Here is a 13,150-nt window from a genome sequence, read left to right as displayed (position 1 = left end):
AATTAAGGGGCGCTATCCGAGATATTCAATGATCGACAGCCCACCGTTGTAATCGGTGCTGTAAATAATGCCCCCGGCATCAACAAACACATCACAGCTTTGAATTACCTGCGGACGATCCGGGCGCGTATCCATCATCCGTGCAGGCGCAGCGGGCACCAGCGCGCCGGTTTCTTTCGGCTGATAGGGATTCGAGATGTTATAGGCACGCACACCGGCATTCTGGTAGGTGGCAAAAATCAGCGTATCGCTGACAAAGCTGCCGGGACGGTTCTCATGCAGGTTATGGGGACCAAAATGTCCTCCCTTCGCGACGTAATCACGTTCATTCGGCTGGGGGAAGGTGGCAATGCTGATCGGGTTGGCGGGTTCACGAATATCAAACAGCCAGATTAATTTCTCACCGTCCTGTTGTTCGTCCAGCACGGCTTCATCCAGTACCACCAGAAGATCGCGTGCGGGTAAAGGCAGGGCAGTATGGGTGCCGCCGCCAAACGGTGGGCTCCAGTTACGATGGCTGATTAACTGTGGAGCCGCCCGATCGCTAACATCAAGCAAGGTTAAGCCGCCATCGCGCCAGCAACCGTATGCCGTATCGCCACTGATAATCGCATGATGCAGCGCGTAGCGTTTGTTTTGCTCCCAATCCGCTATCTCACCGCCTGCCGTATGCATGCCCGGTAGCCACCAGCGTCCCACCACGTTAGGCTGGCGCGGGTCGGCCAGATCGATCGTCAGCAGAATGTAATCACTGAAGCCGTCGATTAATGCAGAAACATAGGCCCAGCGCCCACCGACATACCAGATACGATGAATGCCAATACCGTCGAGATGCAGAAAAGCGATTTCGCGCGGCTGCGCAGGCGATGAAATATCAAAAATCCGCAGCCCGGATTGCCAGCTCTTTTCCTGAATATCGGCGGTGGCGTGGCCGACTGAGCGCGTGTAGTAAACCTTTTCATCAGCAAAACGCACATCGGCAAACAGATCGCGCGCGTTAATCACCAGCAGCAGGTCGTCGTGGGCCTGTAGATGCACATTCCAGGTGCCGGGCGGGGCGGCAACATAATTAACGGTTTTTGGCTGACGCGGATTGCGCACGTCAATTACGCTAAATCCTTGCGATACCATATGGCCAACATAGGCAAACTGGCGATGTACCATGACCTGTACGCCATCAGGACGGCCGCCCTGATCGCTATGACCAATCAGCCGCATATTGCGGCTGTATTCGGGAGTGGGAAGCTGTGTCACGAACGGCCTCACTTAGCTTTCGCGGCAAGGGTGGCAAACCACGGGGCAACGAAATCGCTGCTCTGGCCCCAGCCTGGGATTACTTTGTGCAATCCAGCCACGTTCGCGACACCCGGTTGACCATTGACCAATTCCTGAGTGATCACCGCGCCTTTAAATTCATAGTGGGAAGGCGTCGGTTCACCGGCAATTTTACAGGCCAGCAGACGCATGTTCACGGCACCAATCAGCTTAGGATCGACCGCAACGCTGACCTTCCATGGGCTGTTTTTCTCACGCATCAGTTGTAAATCCTGATTTGAGATATCAATGCTGTAGAGCTTAACCTCGGTCCGGCCATTCTCCTGTAATGCTTTATACGCACCCTGGCTGAACGCATCCCAGGTGCCCCAAATCGCGTCGATTTTGCCTTTTGGATATTTCGCCAGAATCGCTCCAATCTTGTTAGCGGTATCGCCCTGTACATCCGCCGACACCGCACCAATGGACTCCAGTTCATGAATGCCCGGATTGGCTTTGGCAATCTGCTGCCACTCGGCCTGACGGCGTTCCATTGGCGGGAAGCCCGCCACCCACAGCCTGACGATGTTAGCTTTACCGTTGAAATCCTTGATCAGCGGCTTCAGCGATTCCTGTACCAGCGAGGCATCGTCCTGCTGGGTAACCGTGACGCCTTCCGGTACGTTATTCACGGCGGTATCAAATACCGATACGGCAATACCGCTGTCGTGGATGCGTTTCACTAAATCTTCAGAGTAGGGCGCACGGCCCTGCGACAGAATAATGCCGTCGTATTTCTGACTGATTGCCTGGTTTACGAAGTCCTGGAAGCGCGCATCGTCACCCTGACTGAGAAAGGTACTGACGTTAAAACCCAACTGCTTACCTTGTTGAAGAGCGCCGGCAACAAACTGGGTGGTATTATCGTCAGAGCCCAGGTTACGGATCACCGCAATACGGATCGGGCCCTGATGAGCCGCCAGTTTAGCGGGCAAGGGCGGTAAGGTCTCTGCGGCCGCTGCGGTGGTACTGAGCAGAGCCAATGTCACCAGGGATAAAGCCCATTTTTTCATTTTTTTCCCCGAAAAAAGGCGAGTGCGTGGCAGATTGCGACTCGCCAGGTTGTGGTTGTGGTAAGCGGGCGATCTGAGCGGATTTTTTATCCTCTGTTACGGTTTGGCAATTAAGGAAAAGGCATAAGTTAAGCCAGATAAATCATTAGCTTTGCCGGTGCGGGCGGCAGACCATAGCGCATTATTTTTACGGGGGAAATCTCATGAGTGAGCACCATATTCAGGTTGTACCCGGCCCGGCCAATTATTATTCCCATCCCGGTGCTATAGCCCGTTTAACGGAGTATTACAGCGAGGCCCAATTGCGTAAGGCGTTTTGGGTAACGGGACAGCAGGCACTGGCCGCAGCACAGCCGTGGTTGGATCCCTGGCTGGTTCTGCCGGGCGCGAAGCTCTCTGTTTTCAGTGGGCATTGCAGTGAGTCCGCGGTGGCAACACTGGTGCAGGAGGCGGGAGAGGATCGCCAGGTGGTGATTGGTGTGGGTGGCGGCACGGTACTCGATACCGCGAAAGCGCTGGCACACAGGCTGGGACTACCGGTGGTCACCCTTCCTACCATCGCGGCGACCTGCGCGGCCTGGACACCGTTGTCGGTCTGGTATAACGATGCGGGCGAGGCGCTCAACTTTGAGATATTCCCACAAGCCAACCATTTATTGCTGCTTGAGCCGCAAATCATCCTGCAAGCCCCTTCGCGTTATTTACTGGCGGGCATCGGCGATACCCTGGCGAAATGGTATGAAGCGGTGGTGCTGGCAACCGAGCCAGCAGCGTTACCGCTTACGGTCCGTCTTGGGTTGGATATAGCGAAAACCTTGCGTGATGTGCTGTTAGAAAAAAGCGAGTCAGCACTGGCCGACCAGCGTGGGCAGCAATTAACTCTCGCCTTTCGCGATGTGGTGGATGCCATTGTCGCGGGAGGGGGTATGGTCGGCGGATTGGGTGAGCGCTATACGCGCATTGCAGCGGCGCATGCAGTGCATAATGGCTTAACCGTTCTGCCGCAAACGGCGCAGTTCCTGCACGGCACTAAAGTGGCGTATGGCATTTTGGTGCAGAGCGCACTACTGGGACAGGATGACGTCACCGCACAGCTGATCGAAGCGTATAAACGCTTTGGTCTTCCCACCACGCTGGCACAACTGGCGATCGACATTCAGCAGCATGATCACGTGGATCGCATCATTAAACACACGTTGCGCCCTGTGGAATCAATCCATTATTTGCCCGTCACGCTGACGCCTGCCACGCTGCGGGCGGCGCTGGAGAAGGTTGAAGGGCTGGGGCAGGAAACGCCATCCGGACACCATTGATACGATGCGTAATGTTGCCATGTCAACCTGAGTGTCGACCCTACAGGCTGAGGATCCTTCAGCTTGTAAGGAGAATCCTCTCTTGCGTATGGCCGGTTCCGTGACCGAAGAACAGGCGCATCCTCTTGATGCTGGCTGACGCGATCCTGTCTATAGTTTCTGTCTGTGTCGTTAAAAACAGAGCGATGATAAGGTGCATCAGATCTATGCAAAAGGGCGATGATTTTCGTGTAACGCAGCCAGAACAGTTGGCGGCACTGTATGGCGCGGTGGCTAAGGCATCGGAAACAAAGGTAACGTCGTTTCTTCATCCGGCCTACCGCCCTTTTATTGAAGCGTCGCCGTTTGCCGTACTGGCCACGGCGGGCGACACAGGGCTGGATGTCTCACCCCGAGGCGATCCGGCGGGCTTTATTCATATTGAAAACGAGCAAACGCTGCTGCTTCCCGACAGGCGCGGCAACAATCGCATCGATAGCATGAAGAATATTCTTCGCGATCCACGCGTGGCGCTGCTGTTTCTGATCCCCGGCATCGGTGAAACGCTGCGGGTGAACGGTACGGCTGAGATCAGTATCGATCCCGACCTGCTGGAACGTTTTGCGATGGAAGGAAATCGACCGAAAACCGTGCTGCGTATTCATATCAGCAGCGTTTTTTTTCAGTGCAGCCGGGCGGTCATTCGCTCGCGACTTTGGGATCCGGCAACGCAACTGAACCGCGATCGGCTTCCCAGTACCGGTAGTATTCTGAAGGCAATTTCAAACGCTGAAATCGACGGCGAAGCTTATGACAAAGCGCTGCCAGGAAGGCTGAGAGATACGCTGTACTGACGCGCCATTCACGCACTCAGCGACAAGGAGCCGCTAATAATGAAAAAATTACAACGCATTAATTATCCACAACTGGGTGAAGTTAAAGCGCCCTACGTGCATGCCGTAAAGCATAACGATACGCTTTATGTCTCAGGGCTGACTGCCTTCGGCACGCCTGCACAACGAGAAGGCATCGCCGCGCAGGCGGAAGCCATATTTTATCAGCTTAAGCAGATCACAGCGGTTGAAAATATCACCTTTGATGCCTTGATCAAGGTGACCATATTTGTCACTTCGCTCAATGAGCTGACGGCGCTCAGGGAAGTCCTGTTCAGCCATTTTGGCCAGAACCTGCCCGCCAGTTCGCTGGTTCAGGTGAACGGGCTTTTTTCTCCCGATCTGCATATTGAAATAGAAGCTGTTTTCGCCACCGCATAAGATAAGCGTTCTTTTCTCAAAACCGCCCGGAGCCAAAGCATTATGCATGTACCTTCTTCTGCCGCCATTCCTGTTTTTGACGGACACAACGACCTGCTGATGCGTTTATGGTTATCTCATGCCGATGAGCCGGTTAACGCCTTTCTTCACGGGCCTGCGGCAGGCCAGATGGATCTGCCACGTATGCGCCAGGGCGGCTTTGCAGGCGGACTGTTTGCGGTTTGGGTGCCGTCAATGGGGCTGGCGTCCAGAGAGATGATGACCAAAGCCATGCCAACCTACGAGGCATTCGAAACCACCACGCCCTCAAGGCAGGAGGCGCTGGATATCACCCTGGCGATGATCGCCACGCTGCTGCGCATAGAGCAGGCGTCTCAGGGCGCCGCGCGCCTGTGTCGGTCGGCGGCGGATATCCGCCGTGCTATGCAGGACAACGCCGTAGCGATGGTGATGCACATCGAAGGCGCCGAGGCGCTGGATGCTGACCTGGAGCTGCTGGATGTGCTGTATGCCGCAGGTCTGCGCACGCTGGGGCCGCTCTGGAGCCGTCCGAATATCTTTGGCGACGGCGTGCCGTTCCGCTTTCCCTCAACGCCAGATATCGGCAACGGCCTGACGGAGGCCGGGCTGCGGCTGATCCGCGCCTGTAACGACAAACGCATCATGATTGACCTGTCGCATATGGATGAAAAAGGCTTCTGGCAGACGGCGGAGATCGGCCATGCGCCGCTGGTCGCCAGCCACTCCAATGCGCACGCGCTCTGCCCGCAGTCGCGTAACCTGACGGATCGCCAGCTTACCGCCATCAGGGAAACGCGCGGCTTTGTGGGCGTCAATTTCGGCACCGCATTCCTGCGTGATGACGGCACCTACGGCGGCGACAGCAGCGTGCAGGACATCGTGCGCCACGTTGAATACCTGCTGGATAAGGTGGGCGAAGAGTGCGTGGGCTTCGGTTCAGATTTCGACGGCACCACGCTGCCGCCGGATATGAAGGATGTCGCCGGGTTGCCGCTGCTGGTTGATGCACTGGCCGCGCGCGGCTACCAGCGGCCGCTGCTGGAGAAAATCTGCTACGGGAACTGGCTTCGCGTGCTGGAAGAAACCTGGGGCGAATAGCGTCTCGCCGCGTGGTTTAACCCAGCCGTTCGCCGCTTTGCGCGTCAAACAGGTGCAGCTTCTCTGCGTTAATCGACAGCGGAATGCGCTGCCCCGGCTGCACGTCGATGCGTCCGGCAAACTGAACGTGCAGCACGAAGCCTTGCCAGTCAACGTGCAGCAGGCTTGATTCGCCGGTCACTTCCAGCAGTTGCACCGTTGCCTGCGGCTGACCCGCTGCTGCCGACAGGGCAAAATCCTGCGCGCGAAGGCCCACCGTCACCGCGCCCTCCCGCACTGCGTTGCGCCAGCGGTCGGGCAGGGCGAACCACAGGCCATTACAATTGACGCCGGGCTGGCCGTCACGAGCTTCAAACGCGCCCGTTAGCAGGTTCATCGGCGGCGAGCCGATAAAGCGCGCCACGAAGGTGTTAACGGGCCTGTCGTAGATCTCCAGCGGCGCGCCCTGTTGTACGATCACGCCATCGCGCATCACCACAATCCTGTCCGCCAGCGTCATGGCTTCCACCTGATCGTGCGTGACATACACCATCGTGGTGCCAAAGCGCTGATGCAGCGCCTTGATCTCCGCCCGTAGCTCCATCCGGAGCTGGGCGTCGAGGTTCGACAACGGTTCATCAAACAGGAAAACCTGCGGGTTGCGCACCATCGCCCGGCCCATTGCCACGCGCTGCCGCTGGCCGCCGGAAAGCGCGCGCGGATAGCGATTCAGCAACTTGCTGATGCCGAGGATCTCCGACACCCGCGCGATTTTACTCTGCCGCTCCTCACGCTTCACGCGGCGAACCTTCATATGAAAAGCAAGATTTTCCGCGACGGTAAGGTGCGGGTAGAGCGCGTAGCTCTGAAACACCATCGCAATATCGCGATCCGCCGGATCGAGATCGTTAATCTGCCTGTCGTCCAGCAGGATAGCGCCATCGGAGAGCGTATCCAGCCCGGCCAGCAGGCGCAGCAGCGTGGATTTCCCGCAGCCGGATGGGCCAACCAGCACGGTAAAGCTGCCGTCGGGAATGGTCAGATCCAGCGGTTGCAGGACCGTTTGCTTACCGTAGCGCTTCGCCACGCCAACCAGTTCAACACGAGCCATAGTTCAGTTCTTCCCCGTCACGTCTGTTAACTAGCCTTTGCTCCCGCCGCTTGCCAGGCCGCTGACCAGGCTTTTTTGCAGCCAGATGGCAATAAAAAGCGGTGGAATCGACGCCAGAATACCGACAGCGGCAATCAACCCGTCATCGGTAGCGCGGCCCGCGGTAAAACCGGCGATGGTCACCGGCAGCGTCTGCGCGCTGATATTGCTGGTAAACAGCAGCGCGTAGAAAAATTCATCCCAGGCCAACAGCCAGCCAAACAGCGCGGACGCGCCGAGCATGGGCTTTGCCAGCGGCAGCGTAATGCGCAGCAGCACCTGCCAGAAGCGCAGTCCGTCCAGACGCGCGGCCTGCTCAATATCGCGCGGCAGCGTGTCGAACTGGTTTTTCAGCATCCAGGTGAGAAAAGGCAGGATCAGCGAACAGTACACCAGCACCAGGCCGATACGCGTATTCAGCAGGCCAAGCTGTTGCAGCACAAAATAGAGCGGCAGCACAAACGCCACCGGCGGCACCATATAAATCGCCAGGCTACCGAACAGCCAGCCTTCACGTCCGGCATAGCGCGAGAAGCTGAATGCAGCGGGCACCGCCAGCAGCAGGGAAATAAGCGTCGCGCCGCTGGCGACCAGCAGACTGTTGCCGAGCGCGTGCAGAAACAGCTCGCCGGGCTGTCCGGGTTCGAGAGAAACCAGCCGGGCATAGCGGCTGAAATCCCATGTGCGCGGCAGCCATTCAAGCGGTACGCGGGTTAAATCGCTGTTGGAACTGACGCTCATCAGAAACAGCCACAGCATTGGCCCGATAATGGTTGCCGCCACCAGCAGCGCGGCCAGATAGCGCAGCGCAGCGCGAATGTTACGTTTCACTGGCGACTCCCCGTTGGCGCTGGCGGTAGAGCAGCGCCATATAAAGTGCAATCAGTACGCTACACAGCAGCGTCATCAGAATGGCGTAGGCCGCGCCGCTTCCGGCGCGCAGGTAGCTGAACGACTCCTGATACACAAAGAAGCTCAGCGTTTTGGTGCTGTCCACCGGGCCGCCGCGCGTCATGACGTAGATGATGTCGAAAATTTTAAAGGCGTCGATGGTGCGCAGGATCAGCGCCACGCTCAGCGCGCCGACGATGGCCGGAAAGGTGATCGCCCTGAAGCGGCGAAAGGCGGAGGCGCCATCGAGCCGCGCGGCCTCGTACAGGTCGTCCGGCACCGACTGAAGCGCCGCCAGCACCAGCAGCGTCACCAGCGAGTAATTTTTCCACACGTCGGCCAGCATTACCGCATTCAGCGCCGAATCGGGCGAGCCGAGCCAGCTGCGGTAGCCGTCGATGATGCCCAACTGGCTCAGCAGCGCGTTGATGCTGCCGTAGTCGGGGTTGAAATTCAGTCGCCACATCATGGCATTAACAATCGTCGGCAGCGCCCACGGCAGGATAACCAGCACGCGCAGCACGCTGCGACCGTAAAATTTCTGGTTAAGCAGCAGCGCCACCAGCACGCCGATGGCGCCCTCCAGCGCCACGGACAGCACGGTGAAGTAGAGCGTGCGCCACAGCGCATCAAGAAAATCGGGATCGCTGAGGGCATAGAGATAGTTCTCAATGCCGACGTAGTGAATATTGTCGCCGGAACCAATCAGCGCGGCGTCGGTAAAACTGAGCCAGATGGTGCGCAGCAGTGGCCAGGCGGTCAGCAGCCCCATGACGATCAGCATAGGAGCCAGCAGCCCCCATGCCTGGCGCCGCTCACGCTTTTGCAAAGTGAGCATGGTCATTCCTCAGTGAAGACGCTTAGCGCTTTTGGTGACGGCCTGCATCGCGGATTCCGGCGTTTGCTGCCCCTGCAAGACCTGCTGGAGCTGCTGTTGAAGCGTGTTGGAGAGGCGCGAGTAGTCGGCGGTAATCGGGCGCATCAGCATCACGTTAAGAGCAGGTTTCGCCGCAGCGATCAGCGACTCCTGGCCTTTCTGCACGGCGGGATCGTCGTAGGACGATTTCCAGATCGGCAGGCTCAGGCGGGCATATTTATTCTGTACCGGCTGCGACGTAAGATAGCGCACATATTGCCAGGCCTGATCGGGATGGCTGCTGGCATGGGTCACGCCCAGGCCCATTGAGCCATTCATCGCCGCCACCGCGCCCGGTTTTTCTGATGGCGCAGGCACGACACCAACCTGACCGGCGATTTTGCTCTGCTTCGCATCGTTCGCCATGTTGTACATGTAGGTCCAGTTCAGGGCGAACGCCGCATCGCCGTTGGAGAAGACTTTTCGCACGTCCTCTTCCAGATACTCGCGCGAATTCGGGTTACTGACGCCCTGATCCAGCGACGTTTTCATGTAGGTGACCGCGCTGACCGACGCCGGATCGCTGAAGTTCAGCTTGCCGTCTTTATAAAACTGGCCGCCCCACGCCGACACCAGCGTGGTGTAGTCACAGACCAGCGCCTCCGCCTGCGACCAGCTCCAGACCAGCGGATACTTGACGATGCCTTTATCCTTCAGGATTTTCGACTGCTCCATCACCTGCTGCCAGGTGGTGGGCGGCGCTTTAATGCCCGCTTTTTCCAGCATCGCCTTGTTGTAATAAAGGTATTTAGTATCGAGTATCCACGGCATGCCCCACTGCTTGTCGTTCCAGGTCACGGTGCTCCATGCGCCGTCAAAGACCTGCGCTTTTTCCTCCGCCGTTATCTGGCCGGACACATCTTTCAGCATGTTGAACTTGCCGAATTCAGCGGGCCACATGTCATCAAACAGCACCACGTCGTAGCCGTTGCTGCCTGCGCCGCGCGCCGCCACGATTTTGTCATGTAACGCTTCATAGGGTACGAATTCAAGATTCACGCTGACGTCAGGATTCGCCTTTTCGAAATCGCTGGTCATGGCGCGCACATCGCTTTCGCTGTAGGCGGCCTGGGACATAAACAGTGCGTTGATTTGCGTTTTTGCTGAGGCCGTTCCGGCAGCGCCGAGCGCCAGCAGAAGGAGTAAACAGCGGCCAGGGTGGGAAGAAAATCGACTCATCATAAAAACTCTCCGGTAGCGTGACGTGAGAAGCAACAGACAAGTGGTGACGATCTGAGAAAGAACAGGCCGTGATCCGGCTCGTGTTTATTTACAGCTGACGGGTTTCCCTAAGCGTTGGCAGTATCGCCGCTCCAAGCGCGCCCGCCGCGTCGCCCAGAGAAGATTGCGTAATATTGCTGTTCACCGCGTAGCCTGACGCGCGGGTCAGCGCCGCGTCCAGACCATTTTTAAACAGCGGAAGCAGGGCGGCGGCGCTGCCGCTCAGTACGGTAAGATCCGGCCCGTATAACGTCAGTAGCGTGGTGAGCCCGCGACCGACGCTTTCGCCATAGCGGGTCAGGATCTCCGCCACGCGTGGCCGGGCGATGGCGCTCTCCACCAGCATGGCGGCCGTGTCGGCGTTCCATTGCAGGTCGGGCAGCTCCCGCGCCAGCGCCTGCTGAAGCGCACCGCGCGAAGCCAGCATTTCCCAGCAGCCGGTCAGGCCGCAGTAGCAGCTTATCGGATCGCCGGAAATCGCAATGTGACCGGCTTCCGGGTGTTTACCGTCGCTGCCGCGTAGCGGTTCGCCCTTGTCTAACAGCGCCACGCCAATGCCGGTGCCCAGCGTCACCATCAGCATGCGCTGGCTGCCGCGCCCCGCACCGAGGTGATATTCACCCAGCGCCGCCACGACCGCGTCGTTGTCGATCGCAACCGGCACCGCGAGCATGTCCCGAAGCTGCGCCACCAGCGGAAAAAACGAGAAGCAGGCCAGCGTATCGCTGTTTTCAATGATGCCGGTTTGGTTATTGACCGGGCCGCTGGCGCCGATGCCCAGGCTCGCCAGCGCGTACCCGGCAGGCAGAAGATCGCCTAATTTATTCACCAGGGCCCTGGCGCGCAGCGGTTGCGACAGCGTGCTGAACCAGGCAGTCGGCACCGTATCAGAAGCAACTTCCCGCGCGCCGTCCAGCAAAACGATGCGGGTGCCCGTACCGCCCATATCTATGCCTGCCCGCAAAGGAAGCGTTTTTTTCATATTTTTACCGTGATCTTGTTACCGTAGAGGAATTCGCCCGGCACTTTGTCATTGGCGCGTGCCAGCGTGACGGTAAAATGCTGTACCCACAGCATCGTGCAGAGCAGCCGCGCCAGCGACGTTTTACCCGGCGTGACCAACTGCTCGCTGCCTGCGAATGCTTTCGGGCCTACGCTTATTACTTCGGTGCCGTTACCGAGCAGATCGTCCGCCAGCGTATGCAGCGTGGCTTCGTTTCCTTCGCCAAACAGCAGCGCCAGCATGCCGGCACCGGACGTTTCCATCGGCCCATGGCGAAATTCGCCGCCGATAAAACCTTCCGCACTGACCTTCGAGGCTTCTTTCACAATCAGCGCGCCGGTCAGCGCCGTCGCCGCATCCGCGCCCTGGCCGATCAGCGCCAGCCGGGGGTTAGTATGGCGGAAGAGACGGTCGGTAAGGGCCTGTACCGGTGCACGGTGCGCCACGATGCGCGCCACCTCCGGCAGAACCGCGCTTACCTCCTGCAACAGCGGCGCGTCGTCGCGCCCGGTCAGCGCATAGAGCGTTCGGTAACTGGCGACCAGCGTGTTCAGATAGCTTTTAGCGCTGACGGTGGCTTCCTCGCCGCTTTTCAGCTCGATCAGCACGTCGGCACGCTGCGCCAGCAGACTGTGTGGATCGTTGGTGACGGCAATCAGGGTTTGCGGGGCAGGCAGCGTATTGAGCACCGCCACCACTTCACCGCTCATACCGGATTGCGAGGTCATCCACAGCAGCGTTTTTGGCGTAATCAGCTGCGGCATATCCAGCAGGCGGCCCGCATCGATGCGCCATACCGGCAGACCGCGTTCAATCAGCTCGCGCTCGATGGGGATCAACGCATAATCAGACGATCCCATACCTGCCAGTACGATCCGATCGTAGCGTCCGAGCGAGATCGCAGAGAGCGCCGACGGCAAAACATAGCTGAGCTGCGCGGTGAGCGCGTCGACCTGCTGCCCTAATTCGCTTTCATACGCACTGTTGAGGTTGCCCGTCATTCGTCTGTTTCCTGTGCCTGTAAATGTTGCTATTGCGTTAAACCTATATGCACGAAAGCGTGCAGTCAATACGCTTTATCATGCAATTTTCTTATTTTTGTGCGCGATTCAGCACTTTTTTGATGATAATATTGTGTTTAACCTTCACTGAACTGCATTAAACCGTGCATTTATTATTCATGGGGAAACGATGACGGCGGCACAGCGCAGAGCGCGAATTATTGAAATGATGTCTGAGAAGGGCTATCTGAACGCCGCCGGGCTGTCAGAGATTTTCGGCGTGGACAGCTCAACCATCCGCCGCGATCTCTCTCTGCTGGAGAAGTCCGGCAAAATTATGCGCACGCACGGCGGTCTCCTGCCGGTTGCCGGCAGTAACGGCTCTGATACGCCCTATAACGTGCGTTTACAGATGAACGCCGCTGCAAAAAAAACCATTGCGCGCTATGCCGCCAGCCTGGTTCAGGATGGGCAAACGCTGATTCTGGATAATGGCTCCAGCGTCTGGGAACTGGCGGTGGCGCTGAAGGACAAGAAGAATCTGACCGTGGTCACCAACGACGTCTACACCGCGATTGCGCTGGGCAACCATGCGGGCATCACGGTACATGTGGCGGGTGGGCTGATGTTAAATCAGGTTTACACGCTGGTTGGCCAGGAAACGGTGGATAAAATCAACAGTATGCACGTTGACTGGGCCTTTCTGGGCGCGGAAGGGGTGCATTTTGAGAACGGCCTCACCAATATCAACACGGTAGAAATCCCGGTGAAGCAGGCGATGATCCGGGCAGCGGAAAAAACCGTCGTACTGGCCGACAGCAGTAAAATTGGCTATCGCGCGCTGGCGCACGTCTGCTCGCTGGAGGAGATCGATACCATCATTACCGAAGAGGCCCCAACCATTAAGCAGCGAGCGAAATACGGCGCGCGGTTAGTGGTGGTGTAACGCACCGGGGGGTCATAAATGCGCTAAGATC

General features: G+C 58.0%; 13 protein-coding genes. 5 read left to right on the top strand and 8 right to left on the bottom strand.

Going from position 1 to position 13,150, the window contains the following annotated elements; genetic code table 11:
- Positions 1-12: 12 nt before the first annotated feature.
- Together GS12_RS06715 and GS12_RS06710 are read right to left on the bottom strand one after the other, a co-directional pair.
- Complete coding sequence (locus GS12_RS06715) at positions 13-1,254, bottom strand: LVIVD repeat-containing protein (protein WP_034945248.1); 1,242 nt, start codon at positions 1,252-1,254, stop codon at positions 13-15.
- 8 nt (positions 1,255-1,262) lie between these two features.
- Positions 1,263-2,327, bottom strand: coding sequence for a sugar ABC transporter substrate-binding protein (locus tag GS12_RS06710; RefSeq protein WP_034945146.1), 1,065 nt, complete (start codon positions 2,325-2,327; stop codon positions 1,263-1,265).
- Between the two features lie 203 nt (positions 2,328-2,530).
- On the opposite strand from GS12_RS06710, the gene GS12_RS06705 reads away from it, so the two are divergent.
- From GS12_RS06705 to GS12_RS06690, 4 genes are all read left to right on the top strand, one after another.
- Positions 2,531-3,640, top strand: coding sequence for an oxidoreductase (locus GS12_RS06705; protein WP_034945143.1), 1,110 nt, complete (start codon positions 2,531-2,533; stop codon positions 3,638-3,640).
- 206 nt (positions 3,641-3,846) lie between these two features.
- Positions 3,847-4,473, top strand: a complete 627-nt coding sequence (locus GS12_RS06700) for a pyridoxamine 5'-phosphate oxidase family protein (protein ID WP_052118372.1) — start codon at positions 3,847-3,849, stop codon at positions 4,471-4,473.
- 39 nt (positions 4,474-4,512) lie between these two features.
- On the top strand, positions 4,513-4,893 hold the full coding sequence (locus tag GS12_RS06695; RefSeq protein WP_034945140.1) for a RidA family protein: 381 nt from the start codon (positions 4,513-4,515) through the stop codon (positions 4,891-4,893).
- Positions 4,894-4,935: 42 nt separating this feature from the next.
- The gene (locus GS12_RS06690; protein ID WP_034945137.1) at positions 4,936-6,012 is read left to right on the top strand and encodes a dipeptidase; all 1,077 of its coding nucleotides are present in this window, start codon (positions 4,936-4,938) and stop codon (positions 6,010-6,012) included.
- A gap of 16 nt (positions 6,013-6,028) precedes the next feature.
- On the opposite strand, the gene GS12_RS06685 is transcribed toward GS12_RS06690, so the two are convergent.
- The 6 genes from GS12_RS06685 to GS12_RS06660 form a co-directional block, all read right to left on the bottom strand.
- On the bottom strand, positions 6,029-7,102 hold the full coding sequence (locus tag GS12_RS06685; RefSeq protein ID WP_034945134.1) for an ABC transporter ATP-binding protein: 1,074 nt from the start codon (positions 7,100-7,102) through the stop codon (positions 6,029-6,031).
- 30 nt (positions 7,103-7,132) lie between these two features.
- The gene (locus GS12_RS06680; RefSeq protein ID WP_034945131.1) at positions 7,133-7,972 is read right to left on the bottom strand and encodes a carbohydrate ABC transporter permease; all 840 of its coding nucleotides are present in this window, start codon (positions 7,970-7,972) and stop codon (positions 7,133-7,135) included.
- On the bottom strand, positions 7,962-8,870 hold the full coding sequence (locus tag GS12_RS06675; protein WP_034945129.1) for a carbohydrate ABC transporter permease: 909 nt from the start codon (positions 8,868-8,870) through the stop codon (positions 7,962-7,964). The genes GS12_RS06680 and GS12_RS06675 overlap by 11 nt, the downstream gene beginning before the upstream one ends.
- Before the next feature lie 9 nt (positions 8,871-8,879).
- Entirely contained in the window at positions 8,880-10,130 is a 1,251-nt protein-coding gene (locus GS12_RS06670; protein WP_034945127.1) for an extracellular solute-binding protein, read from the bottom strand.
- 88 nt (positions 10,131-10,218) lie between these two features.
- On the bottom strand, positions 10,219-11,151 hold the full coding sequence (locus GS12_RS06665; protein ID WP_034945125.1) for an ROK family protein: 933 nt from the start codon (positions 11,149-11,151) through the stop codon (positions 10,219-10,221).
- Complete coding sequence (locus tag GS12_RS06660) at positions 11,148-12,173, bottom strand: SIS domain-containing protein (RefSeq protein WP_034945123.1); 1,026 nt, start codon at positions 12,171-12,173, stop codon at positions 11,148-11,150. Before GS12_RS06660 ends, GS12_RS06665 begins: the two co-directional genes overlap by 4 nt.
- A gap of 190 nt (positions 12,174-12,363) precedes the next feature.
- Between GS12_RS06660 and GS12_RS06655 the strand changes: the two genes are divergently transcribed.
- A complete protein-coding gene (locus tag GS12_RS06655; protein ID WP_034945120.1) occupies positions 12,364-13,119 on the top strand; it encodes a DeoR/GlpR family DNA-binding transcription regulator in 756 nt (251 codons plus the stop codon).
- Positions 13,120-13,150: the final 31 nt, after the last annotated feature.

Origin of the sequence: Erwinia oleae, from assembly GCF_000770305.1 — a bacterium.
Taxonomy (GTDB): Bacteria; Pseudomonadota; Gammaproteobacteria; order Enterobacterales; family Enterobacteriaceae; genus Erwinia; species Erwinia oleae.
The sequence above is the reverse complement of the archived record's forward strand: the minus strand, read 5'-3'. Positions and strand labels throughout refer to the sequence as shown.

Bases quoted from the DNA above. Each gene is read 5' to 3' on its own strand.
- GS12_RS06710 (WP_034945146.1), bottom strand. From the start codon at position 2,327: ATGAAAAAATGGGCTTTATCCCTGGTGACATTGGCTCTGCTCAGTACC.
- GS12_RS06705 (WP_034945143.1), top strand. From the start codon at position 2,531: ATGAGTGAGCACCATATTCAGGTTGTACCCGGCCCGGCCAATTATTAT.
- GS12_RS06700 (WP_052118372.1), top strand. From the start codon at position 3,847: ATGCAAAAGGGCGATGATTTTCGTGTAACGCAGCCAGAACAGTTGGCG.
- GS12_RS06695 (WP_034945140.1), top strand. From the start codon at position 4,513: ATGAAAAAATTACAACGCATTAATTATCCACAACTGGGTGAAGTTAAA.
- GS12_RS06690 (WP_034945137.1), top strand. From the start codon at position 4,936: ATGCATGTACCTTCTTCTGCCGCCATTCCTGTTTTTGACGGACACAAC.
- GS12_RS06685 (WP_034945134.1), bottom strand. From the start codon at position 7,102: ATGGCTCGTGTTGAACTGGTTGGCGTGGCGAAGCGCTACGGTAAGCAA.
- GS12_RS06675 (WP_034945129.1), bottom strand. From the start codon at position 8,870: ATGCTCACTTTGCAAAAGCGTGAGCGGCGCCAGGCATGGGGGCTGCTG.
- GS12_RS06670 (WP_034945127.1), bottom strand. From the start codon at position 10,130: ATGATGAGTCGATTTTCTTCCCACCCTGGCCGCTGTTTACTCCTTCTG.
- GS12_RS06665 (WP_034945125.1), bottom strand. From the start codon at position 11,151: ATGAAAAAAACGCTTCCTTTGCGGGCAGGCATAGATATGGGCGGTACG.
- GS12_RS06660 (WP_034945123.1), bottom strand. From the start codon at position 12,173: ATGACGGGCAACCTCAACAGTGCGTATGAAAGCGAATTAGGGCAGCAG.
- GS12_RS06655 (WP_034945120.1), top strand. From the start codon at position 12,364: ATGACGGCGGCACAGCGCAGAGCGCGAATTATTGAAATGATGTCTGAG.